At 67.6% G+C, this 24,904-nt stretch carries 21 protein-coding genes; 10 read left to right on the top strand and 11 right to left on the bottom strand.

Annotated features, from left to right (window positions below):
- Positions 1-91: 91 nt before the first annotated feature.
- Positions 92-3,664, top strand: a complete 3,573-nt coding sequence (locus ACIBK2_RS26980; protein WP_396970983.1) for a BTAD domain-containing putative transcriptional regulator — start codon at positions 92-94, stop codon at positions 3,662-3,664.
- 8 nt (positions 3,665-3,672) lie between these two features.
- Here the strand turns inward: ACIBK2_RS26980 and ACIBK2_RS26985 are convergent, their stop codons facing one another.
- Positions 3,673-4,389 carry an alpha/beta fold hydrolase gene (locus tag ACIBK2_RS26985; protein WP_396970985.1) on the bottom strand — a complete coding sequence of 239 codons (717 nt, stop codon included), beginning with the start codon at positions 4,387-4,389 and terminating at the stop codon, positions 3,673-3,675.
- A 114-nt stretch (positions 4,390-4,503) separates the two neighbouring features.
- Complete coding sequence (locus ACIBK2_RS26990) at positions 4,504-5,034, bottom strand: CGNR zinc finger domain-containing protein (RefSeq protein ID WP_396970987.1); 531 nt, start codon at positions 5,032-5,034, stop codon at positions 4,504-4,506.
- Between the two features lie 83 nt (positions 5,035-5,117).
- Between ACIBK2_RS26990 and ACIBK2_RS26995 the strand changes: the two genes are divergently transcribed.
- The gene (locus tag ACIBK2_RS26995; RefSeq protein WP_396970989.1) at positions 5,118-6,017 is read left to right on the top strand and encodes a DMT family transporter; all 900 of its coding nucleotides are present in this window, start codon (positions 5,118-5,120) and stop codon (positions 6,015-6,017) included.
- 19 nt (positions 6,018-6,036) lie between these two features.
- Here ACIBK2_RS26995 and ACIBK2_RS27000 read toward each other — a convergent pair whose 3' ends face one another.
- The 3 genes from ACIBK2_RS27000 to ACIBK2_RS27010 all read right to left on the bottom strand — a co-directional run bounded on the left by ACIBK2_RS27000 (position 6,037) and on the right by ACIBK2_RS27010 (position 8,663).
- Positions 6,037-6,660, bottom strand: coding sequence for a Tellurium resistance (locus ACIBK2_RS27000; protein ID WP_396970990.1), 624 nt, complete (start codon positions 6,658-6,660; stop codon positions 6,037-6,039).
- 108 nt (positions 6,661-6,768) lie between these two features.
- Positions 6,769-7,869, bottom strand: coding sequence for a DUF475 domain-containing protein (locus ACIBK2_RS27005; protein WP_379283347.1), 1,101 nt, complete (start codon positions 7,867-7,869; stop codon positions 6,769-6,771).
- A 218-nt stretch (positions 7,870-8,087) separates the two neighbouring features.
- Complete coding sequence (locus ACIBK2_RS27010) at positions 8,088-8,663, bottom strand: TerD family protein (RefSeq protein ID WP_014989064.1); 576 nt, start codon at positions 8,661-8,663, stop codon at positions 8,088-8,090.
- A gap of 145 nt (positions 8,664-8,808) precedes the next feature.
- Here ACIBK2_RS27010 and ACIBK2_RS27015 point away from each other — a divergent pair, with 145 nt between their 5' ends.
- The 4 genes from ACIBK2_RS27015 to ACIBK2_RS27030 are packed head-to-tail and all read left to right on the top strand — an operon-like array spanning position 8,809 to position 14,591.
- A complete protein-coding gene (locus ACIBK2_RS27015; protein WP_396970993.1) occupies positions 8,809-10,026 on the top strand; it encodes a hypothetical protein in 1,218 nt (405 codons plus the stop codon).
- Between the two features lie 13 nt (positions 10,027-10,039).
- The gene (locus tag ACIBK2_RS27020) at positions 10,040-11,254 is read left to right on the top strand and encodes an HpcH/HpaI aldolase/citrate lyase family protein (protein WP_396970995.1); all 1,215 of its coding nucleotides are present in this window, start codon (positions 10,040-10,042) and stop codon (positions 11,252-11,254) included.
- Positions 11,251-13,749 (top strand): phosphoribosyltransferase domain-containing protein, encoded by a 2,499-nt coding sequence (locus tag ACIBK2_RS27025; RefSeq protein WP_396970997.1) that lies wholly within the window; start codon positions 11,251-11,253, stop codon positions 13,747-13,749. The genes ACIBK2_RS27020 and ACIBK2_RS27025 overlap by 4 nt, the downstream gene beginning before the upstream one ends.
- Positions 13,746-14,591, top strand: coding sequence for an HAD family hydrolase (locus tag ACIBK2_RS27030; protein WP_396970999.1), 846 nt, complete (start codon positions 13,746-13,748; stop codon positions 14,589-14,591). Before ACIBK2_RS27025 ends, ACIBK2_RS27030 begins: the two co-directional genes overlap by 4 nt.
- A gap of 5 nt (positions 14,592-14,596) precedes the next feature.
- On the opposite strand, the gene ACIBK2_RS27035 is transcribed toward ACIBK2_RS27030, so the two are convergent.
- Positions 14,597-15,025: a MerR family transcriptional regulator gene (locus tag ACIBK2_RS27035; RefSeq protein ID WP_396971000.1), complete on the bottom strand. Its 429-nt coding sequence runs from the start codon at positions 15,023-15,025 to the stop codon at positions 14,597-14,599.
- 46 nt (positions 15,026-15,071) lie between these two features.
- Here ACIBK2_RS27035 and ACIBK2_RS27040 point away from each other — a divergent pair, with 46 nt between their 5' ends.
- Both ACIBK2_RS27040 and ACIBK2_RS27045 read left to right on the top strand, forming a co-directional pair.
- Positions 15,072-15,869 (top strand): MBL fold metallo-hydrolase, encoded by a 798-nt coding sequence (locus ACIBK2_RS27040; protein ID WP_396971002.1) that lies wholly within the window; start codon positions 15,072-15,074, stop codon positions 15,867-15,869.
- A gap of 5 nt (positions 15,870-15,874) precedes the next feature.
- On the top strand, positions 15,875-16,801 hold the full coding sequence (locus ACIBK2_RS27045; RefSeq protein WP_396971004.1) for an NAD-dependent epimerase/dehydratase family protein: 927 nt from the start codon (positions 15,875-15,877) through the stop codon (positions 16,799-16,801).
- Here ACIBK2_RS27045 and ACIBK2_RS27050 read toward each other — a convergent pair whose 3' ends face one another.
- The 4 genes from ACIBK2_RS27050 to ACIBK2_RS27065 form a co-directional block, all read right to left on the bottom strand.
- Entirely contained in the window at positions 16,802-17,584 is a 783-nt protein-coding gene (locus tag ACIBK2_RS27050) for a hypothetical protein (protein WP_396971006.1), read from the bottom strand.
- Positions 17,585-17,692: 108 nt separating this feature from the next.
- Entirely contained in the window at positions 17,693-18,457 is a 765-nt protein-coding gene (locus ACIBK2_RS27055; RefSeq protein WP_396971008.1) for an AIM24 family protein, read from the bottom strand.
- 2 nt (positions 18,458-18,459) lie between these two features.
- Positions 18,460-19,161 carry an AIM24 family protein gene (locus tag ACIBK2_RS27060; RefSeq protein WP_396971010.1) on the bottom strand — a complete coding sequence of 234 codons (702 nt, stop codon included), beginning with the start codon at positions 19,159-19,161 and terminating at the stop codon, positions 18,460-18,462.
- A 10-nt stretch (positions 19,162-19,171) separates the two neighbouring features.
- Positions 19,172-19,795, bottom strand: coding sequence for an AIM24 family protein (locus ACIBK2_RS27065; RefSeq protein ID WP_396971012.1), 624 nt, complete (start codon positions 19,793-19,795; stop codon positions 19,172-19,174).
- A 184-nt stretch (positions 19,796-19,979) separates the two neighbouring features.
- On the opposite strand from ACIBK2_RS27065, the gene ACIBK2_RS27070 reads away from it, so the two are divergent.
- Both ACIBK2_RS27070 and ACIBK2_RS27075 read left to right on the top strand, forming a co-directional pair.
- Positions 19,980-21,401, top strand: a complete 1,422-nt coding sequence (locus ACIBK2_RS27070) for a TerD family protein (RefSeq protein ID WP_396971014.1) — start codon at positions 19,980-19,982, stop codon at positions 21,399-21,401.
- Between the two features lie 30 nt (positions 21,402-21,431).
- Complete coding sequence (locus tag ACIBK2_RS27075) at positions 21,432-23,060, top strand: TerD family protein (protein ID WP_396971016.1); 1,629 nt, start codon at positions 21,432-21,434, stop codon at positions 23,058-23,060.
- Here the strand turns inward: ACIBK2_RS27075 and ACIBK2_RS27080 are convergent.
- The gene (locus ACIBK2_RS27080; RefSeq protein WP_396971017.1) at positions 23,042-24,859 is read right to left on the bottom strand and encodes a glycosyltransferase family 87 protein; all 1,818 of its coding nucleotides are present in this window, start codon (positions 24,857-24,859) and stop codon (positions 23,042-23,044) included. The genes ACIBK2_RS27075 and ACIBK2_RS27080 overlap by 19 nt on opposite strands.
- Positions 24,860-24,904: the final 45 nt, after the last annotated feature.

Here is a 24,904-nt window from a genome sequence, read left to right on the forward strand (position 1 = left end):
GCCATGCGCTGCGGATGCGTCGTGCTGACTGGCCGCCGGCCCGCTTACCCTGATCCGGGGCTAGGCGACACATCGAGGCGGTGGCGAACGGATGGATCACGCGGACACGGGCACCCTCGTGCCCGATGTGCTGCGGTTGACGCTGCTCAACGGGGTGGAAGCGCACCTTGCCGGACAGGTTCTCCCGCTCGGTCCGCCACAGCGGCGGGCGGTGCTGTGTGTGCTGGCGTTCCGGCGGCGGCAGTGGGTGTCGGCGTCGAGTCTGCTCGCCGCGTTGTACGACGGTGTGCCGCCGGCCAGCGGCGTCGGCGTGATTCAGACCTACGTGTCGGCGTTGCGCCGGGTGCTCGAGCCGGACCGCAAGCCACGGACACCGCCTGCGGTGCTGCTGTCCGGGCACGGCGGGTATCAGCTGCGGATCGAGGACGAGCAGACCGATCTCGGTGTGTTCGACCGGTTGGTCGGCGAGGCGGCTCGGGCACGCGAAGCGGGCGATTGGGCGCGCGCCGAAGATCGGTACGCGCAGGCACTTGCACTGTATTCCGGCGAACCTTTGGCGGGGCTGCCCGGGCCCTTCGCGCAACGACAGCGGGCCGGGCTGGCCGAGCGGCGACTCGCCGTTGTCGAGGACAGTCTCGATGTCGTTGTCGCACTTGGTCATTCCGACGATGCGATCGATCGCCTGCGTATGCTGACCGCGGAACATCCACTGCGCGAACGTCCGCGGGCGGTGCTGATGCGCGCGCTGTACTCGCACGGCCGTCAGTCCGAAGCGCTCGATGTCTACCGCGATACTCGGAATCTGCTGGTGGATCAGCTGGGCGTGGAGCCGGGCGAAGAGCTTCGCGCGCTGCACAAGCAGATATTGGCGGGTGAGAGCGTTGTGCGACCGCCTAGATCTGTCGCCGCGCTCACGTCGGCAACCCGGGGCACCGGCGTACCGGCGGACGGGTCAGCAGATCGTGAGACCCGAACGCCGACTGCCGAAATGTCAGGCCCGACCGACGCGGCCGATGGGGAGACCGCCGCCGACTCGGCAGCTGACCCAACGCCCCCGGTCGAGTCGAGCTCGCGCACCGGCTTGTCGGAAGAGGCTGTTGTACAAGAACTTCCGAGTTCGACGACCGCGAACGGAGCCGAACACCGCCTGGCAATGGTGGGAGCGTTGTGGCCGACGCCGACGCCGGCACCGGATTCGGCAGCGCCTGTCGTATTCGAGCGCGATCAGGAGTTGACCAGGATCACGGCGTGGACGGAGCGCGCGGCCGCGGGCAACGGTGGGCTGGTGGTGATCTCGGGACGCCCCGGCTTCGGAAAGACACAACTGCTGGACGAGGTCGCCCGGCGCATGCCTGGTGCACGCAGGGTGGACCTGCTGCCGTCATGTGACGGTACACCGCCGGTCAGCCTGGTCTCGGAACTGCTCGGCACTGCGATATCGCGGGACGACAGCGACGCCCAGGTAGTAGAAGCTTTGTCCGCCACACTGATTCAGGACACGGCAGCGGGACGGCTCATCGTCCTGGTAGACGGCGCGGAACAGTTGGACGAGCGTTCCGCGCGCGTACTGGCCGCGCTGGCCCCGCGACTGCGCGGCATGCGGGTGCTCATCGTGCTGACGCTGGACGAACGTTCCTGGGAGCCGGCGATTCTCGCCCTGCACGCGCGGCTGGAGCCGATCGCGGTCGCGGTATTGCGGCCGAGCGGACTCAGCGTCGCCGCGATCGCGGGACTTTACGAACGACGCACCGGCACCGTATGCCCGCCGGGTCTGGCCGCCGACATCCAGCGCGCGGCGGGCAACGTCCCGTTGCTGGCCGACGCGTTGATCACCGACCTCGCCGCACTCCGCGACCACGGCCGCATTCCGGAATACCTACCGGAGGGCTGCTATTCACGCTCGATCAACCGGCTGCTCGGCCGGTACTCGCCGGGTGGGGTCGCCATGCTCCGCGCGCTTGCCGTGCTGCAAGATGTCGCGCCGACCATCGAGGTGCTCGCCGCGGCCTGTGCCGAACCGGCCTGCGTGGTGCGCCACCGCTGCGAATTACTCGCCACCACCGGCGTTTTGGCCTCGGTCGAACCGCCGGCTTTCCGGCATCCCTTGATCGGTAACACGATTCGCTGGCTCGGCGGCGACACGGGGCAGATCCGGATCGCCGCCGCCGAGCAGGCCCGCAGCGCCGGATACTCGGCCAGGCAGGTCGCGGCCTACCTGCGTGACCTGGTCGGGGTGCGGTACTCCCGGTGGACGGTGGTGCTGCTGGACGCGGCCGAGGAATGCCTGCGCAACGGCCTGATCGCCGACTCCGTGCGGCAGCTGGCGGCGGCCTTGCGGATCACCACGCCCGAAGGCCGCGACGACATCCTCGTCCGTCTCGGCCAGCTCGAGTTGTGGACCAACCCGGCCGCGGCCCGCGCCCACCTGGAGGAAGCGCTGCACAGCCAGCGCGACCGCCGCGTCGCGCCGACCGCGCTCATCCCGCTGGCCTGGACGATGTCGACGCGGTGGCAGGCCGGTGCGGCGATGGCGCTGATCGGCGAGGTTCTCGCCGAGACCGAGGAGCGAGACCCGCTGGCAGCCAAGAACATCAGGGCCGCATCCTGGGCGGTCGCGGGACTGACCTCGACGACGTGGCAAGGGTTCATCGCCGAGTTACGCGCCACCGCATCGACCGATCAGATCAGCACGGCGGTACTCACCTGGGACGACGCCTTCAGCGTCCGGCACTCCGCACGTGAGACGCTCGCTCGTTTCCCCGCCGGACCCGATCCGGCGCTCGGCTGGGATGTGTTGCCGCAGCAGCTGATCGGGCTGCTCGCGCACCTGTCCATGTGGTCCGGCGATCTCGCGTTGGCCAAGCAACTCAGCGAGCAGCGCAGGGATCACCACTTCGGCACCATCGATGTCTACCGGCTCATCCTGCGCTCGGAAGTGCTGCTGCGCTGCGGTGACTACCGGCAGGCGCTGCGCGAGGTCGCACCGACCGTCGGCACCCTCGGCGACGAATCCATCCGTCCGCCACTGGCATTGGTCGCCCAGTACGCCCATGCCCTGCTCGGGCTCGGCCGACTGACCGAGGCCGAGCAGTGGCTCGACAGCGTGACCGACCACGCCAACCCCGAAACCTGGGAGTGGACGGTGGTCATCCACGTCAAGGGCATGCTCTGCACCGCTCGCGGCGATTCCCGCCAGGCCATCGCGCACTACCTCGACTGCGGACGCCGGGTCGCTGCGGTCGGTATCAGCAACCCGGCCCACATCCCATGGCGCAGCTCCGCGGCCATGGAACTCGTGCGCCTCGGTGAGCACGAACAGGCCCACGAGCTCGCCGCCGTGGAACTCGAACTGGCCCGGCAGTGGGATACCCCGGGCACCATCGGAAGGGCTTTGCGCGCAATGGCTTCGGCTGCCCTGGGTGGCGTGGACGCGGAATTGCTCGACCAGGCCGTCGCCCAGCTGCGCCGCTATGACTCACCGGTCGAGCTGATCCCGGCGCTGCTGGAGCTGGCCGCGGTCCGGCACGACGAAGGTGCCATCGAGCGTGCGGCCGAGCTGCGCTGGGAAGCCCGATCGCATGCCGAAACCATCGGCGCCACAAGGTATCTCGAGCTGATCGGGGACCTGCTCGGCGCGTCGGCCGATGGCGTGACCACCGGCTGACGGCAGCCTCACTGACCGGCGGCGGCCCGCGCGATGAGGTCGGCGATCGCGTCCGGCTCGGTGACCATCGACGCGTGCCCGGTGGCCAGCGACACGATGTGGTCCTCGGTGGCCACCTGATACGCCATCTTGGTCTCCAGATCCGGGTGGATCATCGCGTCCAACTCCGAGATCTGGTACCAGGTGTTGTCCCGCAGCGTTTCCCACGCGGGTGTCGCGGCGCCCGAACCGGCAAGGGAGAGCACGGAAGTCGGCTTCTGGGTGGCGGCGAGCAGCGCGGCCTCGCGCGGGTCGGCGTCGGCGGCGAAGTCGACGTGGTAGCGGTCGCGGGCGATGATCAGGTCCGGGGTGTCCGCGGCGCCGATGTTCACCAGATCCGCACCGCTGGGCAGCTCCTGCCCGAATTCCTGGTTGATCTGGAAGGCGGACTGGCCCGCGACGGGGGTGTACGCGGCAACGAACACCAGCCCGGTGACGTCGGTCCGGCCGGAACCGGCCTGGCTGATCACCGCGCCACCGTAGGAGTGACCGACCAGGATCGTCGGCCCGGTGAGCGCGTCCAGGTCGCGGGTGACGGCGGCGACGTCGTCGGCGAAGCCGCGCAGCGGCAGCTGGCCGGCCACCACGGTGCCGAAGCCCCGGTCGAGCAGGCGCTCGATCACCTTGTTCCAGCAGGACCCATCGGCCCAGGCGCCGTGCACGAGCAGCACATTCGGGGTGGTCATCGACATCCTCCAGTTCGTGTCGGATCGCCGGAACAGGTGGGCGATCGATCGCCTACAGCATCGGGAGCCGACTGAACGTGGTCTGAATGTCCACCGAACGCGCTGGTCAGCGCCTCACTCGGCGTGCCGGGCGCGGAAGGCCGCGCTCTTGACGCGGTTGCCGCAGATCGTCATATCGCACCAGCGTCGGGTGCCGCCGCGGGAGGCGTCGACGTAGAGGCGGGTGCACTCGGGTCGGCCGCATTCCTTGATCGTGGCCGAGCTGCCGAGGAGTTCGATGGCGGAGCGGGCGATCGCGGTGAGCGCGGCGGCGGGCGTGCCGGATCGGGTGACGGTGCCGTCGGGTCGCAGGCTGATGGCGGGGAGTTCGCCTGCGGCGCAGTCGTTCACGATGCGGCGGTCGGCCTCGGCGAGTGGTTCGCCGAGGGATACCGCGACGGCCATGCGGTACGCGGCCTCGCGCAAACGCACGGCGCGGTCGAGGGTCGCCGCGTCGCAGTCGGGGGCGTGGTCGAGCAACTCGGCGGCGACCAGCCAGTCGGCCAGGGCCGAGGGCGCGTCGAGGGCGTCGTCGAACGAGCCGGTCCTGGCCTTGACCGTGCCCGCGAAATCCAGGGCGAGGTTGCCGCTGACGAAGGTGAACACCTTCTCATAGTAACCACCTTGACAGGTTATGTGGCGAGGTGTCACGGTAGTAACCATCTAAGGCGGTTAGCTCAGGAGGGCTCGTGAAGGCTCAGTTCATGTCGGTGGCCGCGCAGCCGCTGTTCGTCGTGCTGTGGAGCAGTGCGTTCATCGCCGGCATCGTCGGCGTCGGTGCCGCGCCGCCGATGATGGTGTTGTTCGCGCGCTACGCGATCGCCGGAATCCTGCTCATCGGCTATGCCTTCGCCGTGCGCGCGACCTGGCCGCGCGGCCGTCAATGGCGACATGTCGCGGTCGCCGGGTTGCTGATGCAGGCGGTGCAGTTCGGTGCGTTCTACACGGCGATGGGCGAGCACGTGTCCGGCGCGGTCATCGCGCTGGTGCAAGGCCTGAATCCGGTGGTCATCGCGTTGTTCGCCGGGGTGCTCGGCGAGACGGTCACGGCGCGGCAGTGGTTCGGCTTCGGCATCGGCGGGGTCGGCGTCGCGATGGCGGTCATGGATCAGTCGAACTTTTCCCGGATCGGCTTGCTGCTGTGCGTGATCGGCTTGCTCGGCTTGAGCATCGGCACGGTGTATCAGAAGCGATTCGTGCCCGAGGTCGATTCCCGGGCGGCCACCGCGGTGCACGTGGTCGTGAGCGCGCCCGTCGCCGGTGTACTGGCCTGGCTGACCGGTCAGCTGCACGTGACGGATGTGACCAGGTTCGCCGGATCACTCACCTGGATGGTGCTGGTGAACTCGATGGTCGCGTTCCTGTTGCTGAACTCGATGCTCCAGCGTTGGGACGCCACCAGGGTCGGCAGGCTGTTCTTCGCCACCCCAGCGGTGACCGCGCTGCTCGCCTGGCTGCTGATCGATCAACCGTTGCGGCCGTTGACCGTTGCCGGACTCGGGGTCGGGCTGATCGGCCTGGTCTTCGCCTCACGCAAACCGTCGGCGGTGCCCACTCCCGAGCCACGCCTCGCGGTCGCGGCGCGCTGAACTACTTGCAGGCCCTGAGTTACTTGCGGGCGCTGTGCCAGTTCATGCCCCAGCGGTAGGCCTCGTCGATCTCTTTCTGCGCACCGTTGATGTAGTGCACCTCCCGATGCACGGTGATACCGCTGCCCTGGTTCTGCAGCAGCGCGATCGCGCAGGAGCGAGCGCCGTCCACGGGGGAGTCGAGGCGGACCTCGATCTGCGGGCCGGCGGTGGGGAACAGCGTCACGACACCGTCGGCGGCGGCCCAGTTCGGCACGCCCTCGTAGATGAAGGCGAAGATCAGCACCCGCCGGAACAGTTCGGGCCGAGCGAGATTGATGTGCATGTTCTCACCGCCGGTCGCGGTGCCGCTGCGGTCGTCGCCGTCGAGCTTGATGAACGGCTCGGCGTCGAGCGTGCCGAAGTTGTTGCCGATCGCCTGCACAACACCCTTGGTGCCGTTGGCCAGTTCGTAGAGGCAGCCGAGGTCGAGATCGACCGGCTTGGCCCGGCGGAAGAAACCCTTCGAACCGGTGGACCAGTTCAGGTTGACCCGCATGGTCCCTTGCTGCTCACCCGGTTTGGTGAGGTTGATGCTCGGCGTCGCCTTCGACAGGGTCACCTTCGATAGGTTGACCCCACCGGCGTTGCTGTCGTTCGCCATCGGCGTGATCCCCCTCGGACAGAGTGCATGACACAGATATGGGAGCGGCAGCGGTCCCCCCGAGGGAGTGGCCGCTGCCGCACGAGTCTTCGGCTTGCTTGCCGAAAATCAGCCTACCGGGGTGGGCTCTCGTTCGCTGTCCACTTTTTCGTCGTCTTCACGCCGGTTGCGAATGACGCTGGTAATGAACGCCGCACCGATGAACGCGACGCCGACCAGACCGGTGATGATCTCGTTGATGTGCACGCCGATGGAGACGAACAGGATGATCGCCAGCGCGCCGATCGCCCAGTGCGCGCCGTGCTCCAGGTACACGTACTCCGACAGCGTGCCCTTGCGCACCAGGTAGACGGTGATCGAGCGGACGAACATGGCACCGATCAGGCCGAGGCCGAGCGCGATGATGATCGGGTCGGAGGTGATGGCGAACGCGCCGATCACGCCGTCGAAGGAGAACGACGCGTCGAGCACCTCGAGGTAGAGGAACAGGAAGAACCCGGCCTTACCCGTCGCCTTGACCAGCTCGGACGGGCCGCCTTCGGAGTGCTCCTCGGTGTGGAACATCGAGCCGAGACCGTCCACGACGATGTAGACGACCATGCCGAGCAGACCGGAGATGAGGACGGTGGCGCGCTTGTCGTCGGCTGCGATCACTTCAGCGGTGAGCACCAATACGACGGCCGCGACGACCACCGAGAACATGTCGAGCTTGCCGAGTTTGGCGAGCGGGCGCTCCAGCCAGGACAGCCAGGTGATCTCGCGCTCTTCGAAGATGAAGTTCAAGAACAGCAGCAGCAGGAACATGCCGCCGAACGCGGCGATCTGCGGATGCGCGTCGGTGAGCAGCGTCTCGTAGCTCGGGTCGCCGTTGGCGAAGTGCGCGGCGCCGTCGGCGGGCGGGTTCAGCGCCAAGTCGAAGGCCTTCACCGGGTTCAGCCCGGCGGTGACCCAGACGATCGCCAGCGGGAACACCAGGCGCATGCCGAACACGGCGATCAGCACGCCGACGGTGAGGAAGATGCGCTGCCAGAACGCACTCATCCGTTCGAGCACTGTCGCGTTGATGACGGCGTTGTCGAAGGACAATGACACTTCGAGGATGCCGAGGATCGCGGCCAGCGCCAGCGCGGTCGGTCCTCCGTAGAGCAGCGCGGCGGCGAGCGACAGCACCGTCACGATGATTGACATGCCGAAAATGCGCAGGACCACGCGGGGGACCTTTCGTTTGCGTCGGCCGGACATCCGTCCGAGCGCTCGTTTTATGTGACCGATCTGACGCCGCTGTTACCAGCGTGGCCGCTGAACCGCCGGATGTCCAACGGTGTTCGCGCCCACCGCGGCGGGTGCGTTCTCGGGTCGTCCCGGTTGGCCCGGGCGCATGACGAGGGGGCCCGTCGCCGGGCCCCCTCCGAACGACAAAGTGTTCCTTAGACGTTCACGCCGTAGTCGCGGGCGATCCCGGCGAGGCCGGAGGCGTAGCCCTGGCCGATCGCGCGGAACTTCCACTCGGCGCCGTTGCGGTACAGCTCGCCGAACACCATGGCGGTCTCGGTCGACGCGTCCTCGGTGAGGTCGTAGCGGGCGAGCTCGTTGTTGTTGCTGCGGTCGACAACGCGGATGTAGGCGTTGCGCACCTGACCGAACGACTGCTGCCTGGTCTCGGCATCGTAGATGGAGACCGGGAAGAAGATGCTCTCGATGGTCGGCGGGGTGTTGGCCAGGTCGACGTTGATGACCTCGTCGTCGCCCTCGCCCTCGCCGGTGGTGTTGTCACCCGCGTGCTCGATGGCGCCTTCCGGCGACTTCAGGTTGTTGAAGAACACGAAGTGCTGGTCCGAAAGCACCTTCTTGTCCGCGCCGGTCGCGATCGCGCTGGCGTCCAGGTCGAAGTCGGTACCGGTGGTGGTCCGCACATCCCACCCTAGGCCGACGGCGACGGCGGTCAGGTTAGGCGCCGCCTTGGTCAGCGAGACATTGCCGCCCTTGGACAAACTGACACCCATGCGGGATTCCCTTTCAATAGTCCGTCATTGGTTCCCAGCATGTCCGAATCGCCGGGTACGCCTTACGACAGTAGTAGGTTTCCGCGAACTTGCGTAGGAACCCGCAGAACCCCCGGTGAACACGGGAGATCTCTAAGATCGGGGCGTGGTAGGTCGCAGGCGCGGATGGTTTCGGTCCGCCGGGAACAACGAATGGATCGAGTCGGCGCGACAGGCGCTGGCCTCGGCGTTCCTCGACATGGACAAGCGGCAGAGCGCGGCGGAGGCGGCGGTGCACGCGGCCGAGCAGGTGTTCCCGGACCGCCGGATGGCGGTGGCCTGGGAGCCGGTGCGGAGTCGTTGCTACGACGCCGCCGGTGCGTATGTGGCGCTGACCGAGCAGCTCGAGCAGGCCGAACGCGACGGAATCGCGCTACCGCAGGGACCGCAGCAGGCTGAGACGGTGACCAGACAGCTGACCGACGCGGCCCGCGCCGTCGACGAGTTCTACCGCGGCAATCAGGCACAACTCGAGCACGCGGTCGCGGTGCTCGGCACCGTGCCGCAACTGGCCCAGCAGGTGAAGATCGCGGCGGCCGGGGTGCGTGGGCAGGCGGCCGAATCCGAGTACGCGGACTACCCCTCGGTGCGCGAACACGCCGCCGCCGTGGATGAGGCTCTCATCACATTGGAAGCGGCCGGTTCGGGCGCGTCGGCGGCTGTGGTGCGCGAGTCGGCGAACCGGCTGGAGGCGGAGACGAAGCGATTGGCGGATGCGTTGGCGCAGGCCCCATCTCGGGCCGCCGCCGCGAAGACCGCGATCTCCTCGGTGACCACCCGCTTGGCCGCCGCCCGGACCAGGGCAGAAGGCCTGGCCCCGGCCTACTCGGGGCTGCTGCGCGAATTCAACGCTGCGAGTTCCGCGGATTTAGCTGACAATGAGCGGGAAAGCCAGCGAGCCATCGACGCCGCGGATGCTGCCCTTGGCCGGGCGCGTGCGGCAGCGGCGGAGAACAACCCGGAGATTGCACTTGATCTGACCACATCCGCCCGCGGGTATCTCACGGAGGCCGAACACCAGGTCGACGCCGTCACCAAGCGGCTCGCCACGTTGCGTGCGGTCAGGTCCGACCCGCAAGAGAAAGCCAAGGCCGTACGATTTCGGCTGCGGGACGCCCAAATGCTCGCGGTGAGTCGCGGGCTCGTCACCGAATGGGGCTCTGTGCTCGACGCACAGGCCGCCCGGATCGATCGAATCAGCGAGACACTGACGGGGCGCCACCCCGACTACTGGGCCTATGTGGCGGAGCTGGATACCATCACCGACTTCATAGCCGGGGTAGTGGATCGAATGAGAAAACAAGCAGGACCACGACGAGAATGAGGGTGGGATAACGATGACCGCAGGCATCGCCGTCCAGCGGGAAGTTTCCCTGCGGAAGCGAATGCCGCTGCGCCACTTCCGGCAGCTGCACGGCCCCGAGGCACGCAATCTTTTCTATCGAGAACCGGAGCCGTTCGGCGACGATTACACCGATCGAGAACTACTCGCCGTCGCGCTCGGCGCGACGCTGTACGCGCCGGCCACCCGGCCGGATCTGGCTTTGACCATCGGCAAACGCGCCGAGCGCGGCGTGTGCTCGATGGTGATCGACCTGGAGGACGCGGTCGCCGACCACGAGGTCGAGTTCGCCAAGCGGCAGACCGTAGAAACGCTGAATTTACTTGCCGCTAACGGGGATTCGAATCCGTTGCTGTTTGTTAGGGTGCGTGACGCGGACACCATCACCGAGATCGTCGAGCAGTTGGGCGCGGGGGCCTCGGTGCTGACCGGGTTCGTCTTCCCCAAGTTCGACAGCAGCACGGGGCCGCAGTATCTGGCGGCGTTGAGTGCGGCGGTCGAGCGGTTGGATCGGCCCATCTATGGGATGCCGGTGCTCGAATCGGCGGGGCTGGTGCACCGGCAGACGCGCGATCAGGAGCTGACCCGGATCGCCGAACTGCTGGCCGCGCATCGGGACCGGGTGCTCGCGGTGCGGGTCGGCGCGACCGACATGTGTTCCACGTTCGGTATCCGGCGGGACCGGGATCTGACGATCTACGACGTGCGGGTGGTCGCCGATGTGATCGCCGACATCGTGAACTATCTCGGGCGCGCGGACGGGACCGGGTTCGTGATCACCGGGCCGGTCTGGGAGTACTTCGCCGATCACGAGCGGATGTTCCGGCCGTTACTGCGCACCGCGCCGTTCGAGGAATCCGATGCGGTGCCGTTCCGGCAGTACCTGGTGAGCCGCGACCTGGATGGGTTACTGCGCGAGATCACGCTGGACCGGGCCAACGGGATCCAGGGCAAGACGGTGATCCATCCGTCGCATGTGGCGGCGGTGCACGCGCTGTCGGTGGTGACGCACGAGGAGTACTCGGACGCGTTGGACATCCTGCAGGTGGATGTCGGCGGCGTCGCGGCGTCGGGATATCGGAACAAGATGAATGAGATGCGGCCGCACCGCAGTTGGGCGCGGCAGACGCTGTTGCGGGCGCGGGTGTTCGGTGTGGCCAATAAGGGAGTTTCGTTCGTGGATTTGCTGACGGCGTTGGTGACGGTATGAGCGGCGCCGCGCTCGAAATTGTCGGAATTCCTTGGGCGACAAAAAATCTCGGTCTTCGGCTGCAGCATGCGGAGTCGTATGGCGTGGTCGAGGAGCGGTCGGCCAGTGCGTTGCCCGCCGAGTTGGCCATCGCGGAGCTGATTCAGCCTGGGCTGCGGCGCAATCCGAAGCGGGCGCATCTGCTGGTGTCCACCGTGCTCGGTAAACATCTGCCGACCGACCCCCGGGTCGTGCTCGACGGCGGGAATCGGCTGGGCGATCTGGTGCGGGCGGTGCTCGGCGATCGCGAGGCGCTCGTGCTCGGATTCGCCGAAACCGCAACGGGTCTCGGGCATTGCGTGGCTGCGCGGATTGGCGCGGTCGGTTACCTGCATTCGACGCGGCGCGATGTCGCCGAGGCGCAGACCCTGACCGGGTTCGAGGAGGGGCACTCGCATGCCACCTCTCATCAGCTGCAACCGATGCCCGCCGATATCTTCGTCAACGATCTGCCGCTGGTGCTGGTCGACGACGAAATCTCCACCGGCGCTACCGCACTCGATGCGATCCGTGCGTTGCACGCGTTCTCGCCGCGTTCGCATTATGTGCTGGCTTCGCTCGTGGACATGCGGTTCGAGGCGGATCGCATTGCCTTCGACAAGGCGGCAGCGGAGCTGGGGGCCAGCATCGATACCGTCTGCCTGGCGTCGGGGCACACCGTGCTGCCGGAGGGATTGGTGGACGCGGTCGCGGAGCTGCCGGAGCCCGAACTGAATCCACTTGCTGCGCAGCGTGGCTCGTTCACCCGACTCGATCTGCCCTGGCCGACTTCGGTTCCCGAGGGCGGCAGGCACGGGGTTTTGCGGTCGGACTACGCGGCCTTCGATGCCGCCGTCGGTGCCGCGAACGACGTACTGCGGTCGCGGCTCGCGGCGGAGTTCGCCGGTCGGCCGGTGATCGTGCTCGCGCACGAGGAGCTGATGTATCTGCCGCTGCGGTTGGCGGCGGCGTTGGCCGATTCGGGTACGCCTACTCGATACCAGACCACCACTCGGTCACCGGCCTATGTGCTGGATGAGCCCGGGTATCCGTTGCGCCGTGGATTCCGGTTCACCGCACCGGAATCCGGACAGGAACAGCCTCGTTACCTGTACAACGCGCACTGGGCCGCCGAGTTCTCCGGGCAACCCGGCGGTGTGGATTCCGCTGGCGTGCCGGGTGATCCGGTGTTGGTGGTCGTCATCGATCCACCCGCCGATACCGAGGAACTCGTCGCCGACGGCGGACTCGTCGACGTACTGACCGCCTCCGGCGCCGACGTGCTGGTCGCGCTGCTGCCCGGCGCCGATCCGCGCACACTGCACGCCGAGCGCAGCGCGGTCGCGGCACTGCCGGAGCCGCTGCACGGTCCCGCGTTCGGTTCGTATGCGGCCGAGGAGGTTTCCTGGCTGCTGAAGGATCTGTCCGACGTCGACCTCGAGGCCGACGTGGCCGAGCGGGAACGCCGCATCCAGTCCGGCGCCGCGCACTACGCGGAATCGCTGCCGATCGAGTATCAGCCGGACGCCGCCTACCGCTCGCTGTTCGACGAGGTGCTCGCCGACAGTGCCGAGCGGCTGGCATTGGCCGTGGCGACCGTCGCGGAACTCGTGGTGGCCGAACGCGGCGACGACATCGTGCTGGTGTCGCTGGCGCGGGCCGGTACGCCGATCGGCATTCTCATGCGGCGCTGGCTGCTTTCGGGGCGCGGTGCCGATCTGCCGAGTCTGGACGTGCCGCACTACGCGGTGTCGATTGTGCGTGATCGAGGTATCGATGCGGTCGCGCTGGATTACCTCGCGCGGCATCATGATCCGGCGTCGATCGTGTTCGTGGACGGCTGGACCGGCAAGGGGGCCATCACCCACGAGCTCGCCGAGGCCCTCGACGCCTATCACGCGGCGGGCGGGGCCCGGTTCAACGCCGAGCTCGCCGTGCTCGCCGATCCAGGGCATTGTGTCCGCACCTATGGCACGCGCGACGACTTCCTGATCGCCTCGGCCTGCCTGAATTCCACGGTGTCCGGCCTGGTTTCCCGCACGGTGCTGAACGACACGTTGATCGGGCCCGGCGAGTTCCACGGCGCCAAGTATTATCGCGAGCTGGCCGAAGACGACGTTTCGTTGCGCCTGCTCGACACGGTCGGTGCCGCGTTCGACGCCGTCCGCGATCGGGTGCCCGCGGCGGTGGCGGCTGTACTCGGCAGCGATCGCACGCCGACCTGGACCGGCTGGGCCTCGGTCGAGCAGGTGCGCGCCGAATACGGCATTGCCAGTGTGAATTTCGTGAAGCCCGGGGTCGGCGAGACCACCCGGGTGCTGTTGCGACGGATGCCGTCGCTGGTGCTGGTTCGCGACGCCGAGGCGCCCGAACACGCGCATATCCGCCTGCTCGCCGCGGCCCGCGGCGTGCCGGTCGAGGTCGTGCCCGACCTGGCCTACTCGTGCATGGGACTGATCAAGGACGTGCAGACATGATGGACCTACGCAGGCTACGAAGACATACGCTGGTCGCCACCGACCTGGACCGAACAATGATCTACTCGCGCAACGCTTTCAGCGCGAACACCGACGTGCCGACCGTCTGCGTGGAACACCTCGAGGGCGCGCCGCTGTCGTTCATGACGACGGCCGCCGCGCTCCGCATGCAGACCCTCACCGAGCCCGCCGCGGTCATTCCGACCACCACGCGGACCATCAAGCAGTTCAACCGCATCCAATTGCCCGGCGCGCCATGGCGTTACGCCATCACCAGCAACGGCGGCAATATCCTGGTCGACGGCGTGCCGGACCTGCGCTGGCGCATCGACATCGACGCCAAGGTCCGCGCGGGCGGCGCGACGCTCGCCGAGGTCACCGCCGAACTCCGGGCCCGCATCGACGATTCGTGGGTCACCAAGTTCCGCGAGGCCGACGACCTCTTCTGCTACCTGGTCGTCCGCCCCAAAGAGGTCCCCGCGGGCTTCCTGGCCGAATGGGACGCCTGGTGCCGGGCCCGCGGCTGGTCCGCCTCCCAGCAGGGCCGCAAGATCTACTCGATGCCCGACGTCGTCTGTAAGAGCCACGCGGTCGCGGAGGTCCGTCGCCGCCTGCACGATTCCGGCGAACTCGACACCGAGGCAACAACTTTCGCGGCAGGCGACGGCGCCCTCGATGCCGAGATGCTGCGCGCCGCCGACTACGCCATCCGTCCCCGTCACGGCGAACTCGAACACCTCAACTGGACCCACCCCAACCTCACCGTCACCCGCGCCACCGGCATCCTCGCGGGCGAGGAAATCATCAACTGGTTCATCAAGGGCGCACCGTCGGCTGAATAGACGGTTCAGGCCGGTTTCGGCTTGCGCGTCCGAATCGCCTGGGGTGCAGGGCCTTCGAAGGTCGACTTGAAGTCGGGGCACGCCACGAGCGGCTCGTGGGTGCACGTCGACGCGTGCCGGAGGCTGTCGCGCATGCGGGTAAGCCGGGCGATGTCTTCGTCGAGTTCGCCGGCTTTGCGGGCCATGCCTGCGCGGAGTTCGGTGTCACTGGGGGTGGCGCGGAGGAACCTGGCGATTTCGGTGATGGTGAAACCGGCGCCGCGGGCGCAGGAGACCAGGGCCAGGCGGCCGAGTACCTCGGGGTGGAAGGTGCGGCGCAGGCCGTTGCGCCCTGCCGGGGTGATGAGGCCGCGCTTTTCGTAGAACCGCAGCGCGGACGGGGCGAGCCCGGACTCCTCGGCCACCTCGGCGATGTCCAGCAGGGTGTCGGTCATTGTTCTCCTTGACTTGAAGCGCGCTTCAAGTCAGAGACTACTCGGCATGAACATTCATCACCTCAATTGCGGCTCGGTGCGACAGATCGAAGCGACCTACGACGGCCCGGCGCCCGCGCACGCGGTCAACCACTGCCTGCTGGTCGAAACCGATTCGGACGGACTGGTTCTCGTCGAAACCGGGATGGGCCTGGACAATGTCCGCGACCCGAACGGCACCCTCGGCGCGGACTGGGTGACCATGGCCCAGCCGCTGCTCGACGAGGACGAGACGGCCATTCGCCAGGTCTCGCGTCTCGGCTACGCGCCGGAGGACGTCGGCCACATCATCCTCACCCATCTCGACGTTGACCACTGCGGTGGTCTGCCCGACTTCCCGCAGGCTCAGGTCCATGTCCTGGCGGCGGAACTCGAAGCGGCAGTGGCGGAGGCGCCGAGTTTTCGCTATCGCGAAGCACATTGGGCGCACGGCCCGCATTGGGTCACCTATGCGCCGGAGGCGGGCGAGGACTGGTTCGGGTTCACCTCGACTCCATTGCAAGGCCTGTCCGCCGACTTCAAGTTGATCCCGCTGGGCGGCCACACCGCGGGCCACACCGGAGTCGCGGTGCGCGACGGCGAGCGCTGGTTGCTGCACAGCGGCGACGCCTACTACTACCACCGTGAACTGGAACAGTTCCATCACCCGCACCCGATCATGGACATCGTGCAAACCACCTCGGAGGTGCACCACGACCTGCGCGTCGGCACCCAGGCCCGGCTCCGCGAACTGGTGCGCGACCATGGCGACGAGGTCTCGGTGTTCAGTGCGCACGATCCGTGGGAGCTCAACAGCTACCGGTGAGAGCTATGCCCGACAATTGCTCGGTGCGGGTACTGGTGACAGGAGCGAACGGGTATCTCGGCGGGGCCGTTGTCGAGGCGCTGCGTGCCGACGGGCATGACGTGGTCGGACTTGTGCATCTCGCGCGGACGCGCGTGCCGCAAGGGGTGGGGGTTCGGTCCGCCGACTTGCTCGATACCGAGGCGCTGACCGCGGCTGTCCAAGGGGTCGATGCGGTATGTCATTTGGCCGGGCTCACTCGCGTTCGCGAATCGTTCGCTGATCCGCTGCGGTATTTCGAGGTCAATGTCGGCGGGACGGTTTCGCTGCTGCGGGCGATGGCCGAGGCGAAGGTCGGCAGGCTGGTCTTCGCGTCCACCGCGTCGATCTACGGGACGCCGGAGCGGCAGCCGATGTCGGAGGAGTTGCCGGACCAACCGCCGCATCCGTACGCGGCAAGCAAGCTGGCCGCCGAATCGGTGATCGCGGCGCAGGCGGCGACTGGTCCGCTGGCCGCTGTGGTCTTGCGGCTGTTCAACATTGCGGGCGGCGCGGATCTGGATCCGACCAGGATCGTGCCGCGCATTCTGGCGGTGGCGGCGGGTGACAGTCCCTGCCTGGCGATCAACGGGGACGGTACCGCCGTTCGCGACTATGTGCATATCGACGATGCCGCAACAGCTTTCGCGGCAGCGGTCGCGCATATGCCGGATCCTGGTTCGTGTCGCCGATACAACATCGGCAGCGGTACCGGAACCAGCGTCAACGAACTTGTGGCTGCGGCGGGACGAGTAACCGGCCGGACCATCTCCGTCGAGCATCGTCCTGCGGTACCGGAGCCGGCACGGCTGATCAGCGACTGCAGCCGGGCGCACGACGGATTATATTGGGAGGCAAGAACCTCCGATATCGACGCGATTGTTCGCGATGGGTGGGCGCAGGGCGGCCGGTGATCACGGCCTGCGGTCGCGGACCTGGTTGAGCCAGTCGAGGCCGTCGCGCAGCGTTGGCGAGCGATCGGTTCGCGGCCGCTCCCGGTAGCCGCGGTCGTCTCCGCGTTGGTCGTATCGTGCGTCGGCGGGCGCGGACTTGCGCAGGTACTGGTCTTGATCGGACCGATCGCGTGGCGGGGTGTGCCCGAAGTCGCGGTTCGGCAGACCTGGTTCACGCGGCTGCGCTGTCCCGGGGTGCCCGAGGTTGTTCAGGAAGCGGTCGAGATATGAATTATCCGCTCCGCGTTGGTTATCCGCAGCAGATCGAGCCGCGGCCTTCTTGTCCGGCGCGAAGGGAATACCGCTGGACAACGCCCGCAGCCCGAGCGTCAGCATCTCGCCGAGCATGCCGATGCCGATCGACAAGGTGACGGGTTTGGCATCGTGATGCATACCCATCGTGCTGCCGAGCAGGCTGATCCCGAAACCCGCGGCCACCGAAGTTCCCCATATGACAAGGGTTTTCACGGTATACCGCTGCCAGAGATGCCCGTCGCGAGCGAAAAGCACAGTGGTGGTGCCACGCACGGCCCCGAACGCGATGCCGACCACACCGCCGATCACCAACCACACGATGTCGATCCCACTCAGGTCCTCGACCTTGGTCACGCTGTAAACGCCGATCCCCACCAGGATCAACGGCGTCACAAACGTATCCCGTGCGTCCACCGGTTCCCCCATGAACCGCTTCACGATCAACACGATCGCTCCGACAATGATGACGAATATCAATCCGACACTCATAACCCCTCCCAGCAAGAAGTCCTGCCGGAAAACTAACGCCGCCCCGGCGAACGCTGAGTCCGCCGAACGGATGACCCGAGGGAGGATTCCCGGATCCGACCGCCGGGCTCAGTGCCCCTGCTGCCCACCCAACTGCTGGGCGATGATGCCCTGAAGTCGTTGCAGGCCGGTCGGCGTGATGCCGCTCTGGATCTGGCCCTCGATGGTGCGCACCAACATGGCGTCGCTGAGCACCTTTTCACTGGATTGGATCAGCACGGTGCCCGCGCCGGTGAAGTCGAATTGGCGTTCCTCGCCGGAGTTCACGCCGAACCGGGCGGCACCGGCGGCGAGGAAGCTGGAGATCCAGCGCTGGTCGTAATGGTGGCTGGGGGAGGGGCAGTCGGCCCAGCCGACCAGAGCTTCCGGGTCGACCCGCAGCGGCGGCTCGGCGAACATGACCGGACCGTTGGAGGAGGCGAGGAACTTGCCGGTGCCGATCAGCGTGAGGAAGCCGGGCACGATGGACTGGTTCAGCGACAGGCCGGGCTCGAAGGCGAGCAGGTTGGCGGCGCGGATGGTGAGGTTGCCGTTGTCCTCGAGGTCATAGGAATTGATGTCGTAGCCGCGGTCGCCGATGATCAGCTTCCCGTGTCCCTCGGCCACCACATAGTCGCCGGTGAACAGCGGCGCCGAGAATTGTTGCGCCACCATGTGCAACAGCCCGCCCTGCAGGCCGTGGGTGAGCATCTGGAATCGCATGTCGCCGTAGTAGGCGATCATCGCGCCTTTGCGCATGAACCACGGTTTGTTCAGGTCGATGCAGTAGGCGTAGCTGTTTCCCGGAAGATTGTCGCTCTCACCGAGATTCATCGGATTCAGAATTTCCGGCATGGTCACAACTTCTCTTCCGAGGCCTGCACGTACACGACACCCTGTCCGACACAATGCAATTGCATGGCTTCACCGGAGCCACGGCCGACGGCGTCGCGCCAGCTGAGCGCCGTCTTCAGTTCGGTCTGCACATTGCCGTAGGCGGCGACGAAGGCCTGCGGGTCGACCACGATCGGATTCGGCCCGCCCACTGGCAATTCCAGGAAGCCGCCGTGCGCCAGCAGTACCGCCGCGCCCTGCCCGGACAGTTGGGTGGTGAACATGCCCTGACCGGTCAGTGCGCCCGTCGCGGCACCGCGCAACGCACCCATCAGCCCGCCGCCACCACCGCCCCCGCCACCCGAACTCATCACCGAGACAATGGAACTCTGTAATCCCGCGGTATTGGCGAGCAGCCGCGACGCCTCGACCCGCAACGTCGCGCCGGGCTGCATCTGGACCACGTGGACCTCCAGCCCCGCGAATCCGTAATGCACTTCGCCGGTGCCCTGCGCGAGCATGGTGCGCTCGTGCTCACCCGCCATCATGCGACCGGCCACCCGCATCAGCCCACCGCCGCCACCCATCCCCTGGCCGCCCGGAATCTGGTGCGGCGCAAAGGAAACATCGCCGGTATAGAACAGCATCGCGCCAGTGCGGGCGGCCACGCCACCCGCCATGCCGACATTGACCTTGACGACCTTGCCGTTGACTTTCTCGAACATCCGCTCGCCCTTACCGTTCCGCAGGCTGGATCAGCACCACGCCCTGGCCGTCCCAGCGCAACGAGAACGCCTCGCCCGCGTCTTGGCCGACGAACGTGCGCCAGGACACGTCGGTGACGAACGACTGATTGAGGTTGCCGCGCGCCGCGACGAACGCGTCCGGGTCGACCACCAGGGGGTACTGCGGCGCCACCTCGAGGTGGATCAGCGGCCCGCCCGCCGACAGCAGCGCGACCTGCCCCTGCCCGGTCACCGTGGTGGTGAACAAGCCCGCGCCGGTCGAGGCGCCGCGTAGCCCGGCGAAGCGCACGTCGGTGCGCAGGTTCCCGGCGAAGGCGAGCAGTTGCTGGGATTCCACCTGCAGCGTCTCGTTGTTCAGGTTGACCACGGTCACGTGCTGGCCGTTCACCGCGAAGAAGACCCGGCCGTTGCCGGAGCATTCCATCAGCGAGAGCTTCTCGCCGGTCGCGCGGCGCTTGAGCCCGGCGAGCACGCCGTCGCCGCCGCCGAATCCGGCCGCCTTGAACTGCACATTGCCTTCGTAAGCGACCATCGAGCCGGAAATCGCGCGGAGACTGGTCCCGGCGAGATGCGCCTCGATCACCTTCTTGGATTGTTCGAACAGTTGCGCCATGAGGGTGTGCTGCCTGCTGTCTCGATCGGGAACATGGAAAAACCACCACATTCCAACTGCGTGTCGTCACATTAACCGATGGCCCCCAGAACTGCCGGGGTTCATCGACCCGATTAGCGGAACCGTCACCCGAGCGTTTCTCGTAGAGTGGCATTCGAACGCACCGACAAGCGAAGGGTCTAACTTGTCCGCAACACTCGCCAAGGGCCAAAACGGTCCGCTGGCCACGAACGACGTGGTGGTCTCCATCCAGCTCACGGCGCCCGCGGATCTGTCCGCACTATTGGTCACCGAACAGGGCAAGGTCCGTACCGATGCGGACTTCGTCTTCTTCAACCAGCCCAGCGGACCTGGGGTCAACTTGCAGCCCGCACCCGCCGGGCAGCCCGCCTCGCTTGCGGTGTCGCTGAACGCGGTGCCCGCCGAAATCGCGCAGATCCGTGCGGTGATCACGCTGGACGACGCGACCAGCAACTTCGGCCGGTTCCCCGCGCCCACCGCGATCGTGTCGGACGCGACCGGTAATCGGTTGTTCGAGTACCAGATCGAGGGTTTGAGCACCGAGTCGATCGTCATCGCGCTCGAGCTGTACCGCCGCCAGGGCAGCTGGAAGGTGCGCGCCGTCGGACAGGGGTACGCGGGTGGTTTCGCCGCGCTGGTCACCGACCACGGTGTGACGGTCGATGATTCGCCCGTGCAGCCCACCCAGCAGGCCCAGCCCACTCAGCAGGCCCAGCCCGCACCGCAGGCCGCGCCACCGCCGCCCGCCTACCAGGCCCAGCAGCCGCCGGCCTACCCCACGCAGCCCGCGCCGAACTACCCGCCGACCGCGCCTGCGTACCCGGCCCAGGGCGCGCCGACCGGTGGCTACCCGCCGCCCGGACCCGGTTACCCCCCGCCGGGCCCCGGTTACCCGCCCCCGCCCGGCCCCGGCGGTTACCCGCCGCCAGCCCAGGGTGGCTATCCGCCGCCCGGGCAGCCGGTTCCGCAGCAGCCGCCCGCCGAGGTGAGCCTGAGCAAGGACCGTCCGGTCAGCCTGACCAAGGGCCAGCGGGTCACCCTGCGCAAGGAGGGCGGCGCCGCGCTGACCTTCGTCAAGATGGGCCTCGGCTGGGATCCGGTGAAGAACCGCGGCATGTTCGGCAACCGCACCGTCGACGTCGATCTCGACGCGTCGGTGGTCATGTTCGCCGACAACAACCCGGTGGACGTCGCCTACTACGGCCAGCTGACCTCCAAGGACGGCTCGATCCGGCACCAGGGCGACAACCTCACCGGTGAGGGCGAGGGCGACGACGAGGTGATCCTGGTCGATCTCACCCGCATCCCGGCGCACGTGAGCACGCTGGTGTTCATCGTGACCTCCTACAAGGGCCACACCTTCGAGCAGATCCAGAATGCGTTCTGCCGCTTGGTCGATGGCACCAACAACGCCGAATTGGCCAGGTACACGCTGGCCGGCGGCATGCCCTTCACCGCGATGGCGATGGCCAAGGTGTTCCGGGTCGGCAACGACTGGAAGCTGCAGGCGATCGGCGAGGGCTTCGCGGCCAAGCATCCGGGCGAAGCCGTGCCGCACCTCGGCCGGTTTCTGCAGCACGTTTGATCGGGTGACGCGGACAGCAAGGCAGACAACGTGATTCAACTGAAGGCCGGTCAGAACATTCCGCTGACCGGTAAAGTCGTTCGATTCGGTGCGAAAGCCGAAGCCGCACTGGATGTTTCGGCGCTGGTGGTGGCGGAGAATCTCAAGGTCTTCGCTACCGAGGATTTCGTCTTCTACAACCAGCCGAGCGCCGCGGGGGTGCGGCTGGACGCGGACCAGGTGACCATCACGCTGCCCGAGGTGCGCGGCGACGCCAAGGCGGTGCTGCTGGTAGTGAGCGCCGACCCAGCGGTGCCCGGCCGGACGGGCGGCCTCGGCTCGGTGACCGCGACGCTGTCCGAAAACGACCAGCTGGCAGCGGAATTCGTGATCACGCCGTCGTCCGGCGAGGCGGCACTGATCTGCCTCGAGGTGTACCGCCGCGGCACCGACTGGCGGCTGCGCGCCGTCGGGCAGGGCTACTCCGGCGGCCTCGGCGTGCTGCTGACCGCGCACGGCGTCGAGGTCGAGGACGATCCGGCGGACCCGGCGGCGCAAACCGGTTCGGCGGCACAGACCGGCGACTCGCCGCAGCCGAGCGTGACCCAGCAGCCCGGCCCCGGCGTGCACACCATGGCCGGGCCGATGGCCAGCGAGGCCCGCTCCGCCAAGGCGGCGCCGCTCGAGGTCGGGCACGGCCTGGAACGACTGTGGATGATTTTCGAGGACGCCGCCCGCTCGGCCGCCGCGCTGGTCTCGGCCCGTGACTACGCGGCCAAGCGGCTCGATCACGAATTGTCCGTCGCCGTCTCGGATCCCGCGACCCGCAACACCCCGGCCGCCGATGCCGCGCGCCGGGCCGCGCAACAGCGCAACGACGAGTTGATCGCCACCGCCGAAAGCAACCATCAGCGCGACAGCGTGCAACTCGTCCGCGAGCTCGCCGATGCCGACCTGATGCTGCCGCCCGCGCTGGCGTCCTGGGACGCACCGGCCTGGGACAAGCCGATCACGCCGAGCGACGGCATCCGGCTCGGCGAGCTGTACGCGCGCGAACGCGGGACGCTGCGGGTGCCGTATTGCGTTCCGGTGCCGTTGAATCGGCCGCTGTGGATCGACACCGAGTCCACCCGCGCGGTCGCGCCGGTGGTCGGCGCGTTGCTCGCGCGGCTGCTCACCTCGACCCCCGGTCGGCGCACCCTGGTCGACATCATCGACCTGACCGGGGCGTTCAGCGGCTTCACCGGGCTGCTCGCGCCGGTGCTGAACGGGCCGCCGATCACCGACCACACCGAGATCTCCGAGCGCTTGCAGGCCCTGGTGCAGGCGGCCGAACTGGCCGAATTGGCCTTCACCAGCGGCATGGGCAGTGCGCCGTCGGAGCACCGGATCCTGGTCGCCGCCGACTTCCCGCACGGCTACCAGAGTTCGGACGCGCAGCGGATCGGTTCGCTGATCATGCGCGGCGACCTGATCGGGCTGTCGACGGTGATCATCGGCAGCGACGAATCCGACTCGGGCGACAGCACCGTGGCGATGCTGTCCCAGTCCTGCAGGCACCTGCCGACTGTCGACGGGACACCGCTGTTCGATCCGTGGACCGGCAGCCCGTGGCAGCTGGACCTGGACCTGCTGCCCCAGGAACCGGCGCTGCTCGCGCGTTACCTGCGCACCCACTGAATCGGATCGGCGACGTTCGCTACCCCTACGTGGTTACGCGTGGTGGAATCGCCGGCCTGCGAGTGCCACTCGCGGGTCGGCGCCACCCGGGGGCGCAAGAACTCGGGCAGCCACGCCAGCAACGGATCCGGTGCCCGGTCGAAGACGCCGCCGATCGGGTCGTCGACGTAGTCGCGGCGGACCAGGTCCTCGTCGGGGCGATAGATCTGCCGAACGATCAAGGCGCACAACGCGATCACCGCGAGGTCGCGCAGCACCACGGTGCCGGTGAACCACTGCTCGGGCAGGCCCTTCTTGTCCAGGCCGAGGTAGTAGAACATCCGCGGCGCCCAGACCAAAGCGTCGATCGTCATCCAGGCCAACAGGATTCGCCGGTGCGGCAGCGCGAGCACCGCGATCGGCACCAGCCACAGCGAATACTGCGGGCTCCACACCTTGTTCGTCAGCAGGAACGCGGCGACCACCAGGAAGCACAGCTGCGCCAGCCTCGGTCGTTGCGGCGCGGTGAGCGCGATGTAGCCGATGATCGCGCACGCGGCCACGAACACCAGCAGCGACACCGCGTTCAGGATGACCGGCTGTTGCGCGTGGGTGAGCGTCCCGTCGAAACCGGTCCAGCCGGTGAACGAGGTGATCACGTTGTACAGCGAGTCCGGGTCGGCGTGCCGGGAGGTGTTGAGCCGGAAGAACTCCCGCCAGCCGTCCGGATACAGCGCGGCGATGGGCAGGTTCACCACGACCCAGGTGCCGAGCGCGGCGGACACTGTCACGGCCGCGGCACCGAGCGGCCGGGTGCTGAGAAGGTGGACGCGATAAGGGGTTTCGCGGATCCAGTCCCGCGCCGTCGACCAGCTGTCGATATCGCGCAGCCGCAGCCCGAGCTGGGTGCTCGGCATCCGCTGCATCGGATCGGCGCGCAGGCACAGCACCACGATCGGGCCGAGCAGCAGCAGTGGATACAGCTTGGCGGCGCCGCCGAGGCCGAGCAGCAGACCGGCGAGCACCGGGCGTCTGCGCGCCCAGGCCAGCAGCCCGGTCGCGGCCAAAGCCGTTGCCAGCGCATCGAAATTGGTGAAGATGTGCACGATCACCAGCGGCGAGCAGGCGACCAGCGCCGCGTCCCACACCCGGCGCCCGGCCAGCTGCGCGGTCGCCCACACGGTGACCAGCCAGGCCAGCGCGAGGCCGAACGCGACCACGTTGAAGTAGATCACCACCTGCAGCGCGCCGGGTAGCGGCGCGGCATCCCAGGCCTTGGCGATCCGCATCGAAAGATATTGGTACAGACCGGATAGCACCGGATATTCCATGTACCGGGTTTCCCGGCCACCGTCCGAGGTCGTCTCGGTCCAGTCCTTCTTGTACGGGAAGGCGCCCTCGTTCAATCGCTCCGCGCCGTACAGCGGCACGGTGTCCGAGTAGCACATCGCCACGTACTGGCGGCCGTTGTTCCAATCGAGGGTGAGCGATCCGTCCGTGGTGCCGGTCTGCTGGATGCAGCCGGCCTTGCCGAACCAGCCGAACGCGAGGAACACCACGGTGAACGCCAGCAGCACCCGCATCGGCGTCCAGAACCGCACCCGCCCGATCAGCGCGTGCTCACCGACCGGCCCGCCGATGACGGTGGACAGCTGCGCGGTCAGCGAATCGTTGCGGCTGGGCCGATCTCGTGCGTCGGCCGACCGCAGATCCGGCGCGAGCGGGCCGGGCGCGATGTAGTGCGCGCCACCGGAAGACGCCCCACCCGATTGCGGCACGCTCCCGTTCGTTCGCTGGTCCACCAGTTCCTGATCGGTCACGGCACCCGACGCTACCTTGAGTTCGGCTATGGGTTCGGATCGCGT

Source organism: Nocardia sp. NPDC050175 (genome assembly GCF_044459885.1).
GTDB lineage: Bacteria > Actinomycetota > Actinomycetes > Mycobacteriales > Mycobacteriaceae > Nocardia.

Coding starts and splice junctions, on each gene's coding strand:
- ACIBK2_RS26980 (WP_396970983.1), top strand. CDS start 92: ATGGATCACGCGGACACGGGCACCCTCGTGCCCGATGTGCTGCGGTTG.
- ACIBK2_RS26985 (WP_396970985.1), bottom strand. CDS start 4,389: ATGACCACCCCGAATGTGCTGCTCGTGCACGGCGCCTGGGCCGATGGG.
- ACIBK2_RS27000 (WP_396970990.1), bottom strand. CDS start 6,660: ATGGCGAACGACAGCAACGCCGGTGGGGTCAACCTATCGAAGGTGACC.
- ACIBK2_RS27010 (WP_014989064.1), bottom strand. CDS start 8,663: ATGGGTGTCAGTTTGTCCAAGGGCGGCAATGTCTCGCTGACCAAGGCG.
- ACIBK2_RS27020 (WP_396970995.1), top strand. CDS start 10,040: ATGACCGCAGGCATCGCCGTCCAGCGGGAAGTTTCCCTGCGGAAGCGA.
- ACIBK2_RS27025 (WP_396970997.1), top strand. CDS start 11,251: ATGAGCGGCGCCGCGCTCGAAATTGTCGGAATTCCTTGGGCGACAAAA.
- ACIBK2_RS27030 (WP_396970999.1), top strand. CDS start 13,746: ATGATGGACCTACGCAGGCTACGAAGACATACGCTGGTCGCCACCGAC.
- ACIBK2_RS27035 (WP_396971000.1), bottom strand. CDS start 15,025: ATGACCGACACCCTGCTGGACATCGCCGAGGTGGCCGAGGAGTCCGGG.
- ACIBK2_RS27040 (WP_396971002.1), top strand. CDS start 15,072: ATGAACATTCATCACCTCAATTGCGGCTCGGTGCGACAGATCGAAGCG.
- ACIBK2_RS27045 (WP_396971004.1), top strand. CDS start 15,875: ATGCCCGACAATTGCTCGGTGCGGGTACTGGTGACAGGAGCGAACGGG.
- ACIBK2_RS27050 (WP_396971006.1), bottom strand. CDS start 17,584: ATGAGTGTCGGATTGATATTCGTCATCATTGTCGGAGCGATCGTGTTG.
- ACIBK2_RS27055 (WP_396971008.1), bottom strand. CDS start 18,457: ATGCCGGAAATTCTGAATCCGATGAATCTCGGTGAGAGCGACAATCTT.
- ACIBK2_RS27060 (WP_396971010.1), bottom strand. CDS start 19,161: ATGTTCGAGAAAGTCAACGGCAAGGTCGTCAAGGTCAATGTCGGCATG.
- ACIBK2_RS27065 (WP_396971012.1), bottom strand. CDS start 19,795: ATGGCGCAACTGTTCGAACAATCCAAGAAGGTGATCGAGGCGCATCTC.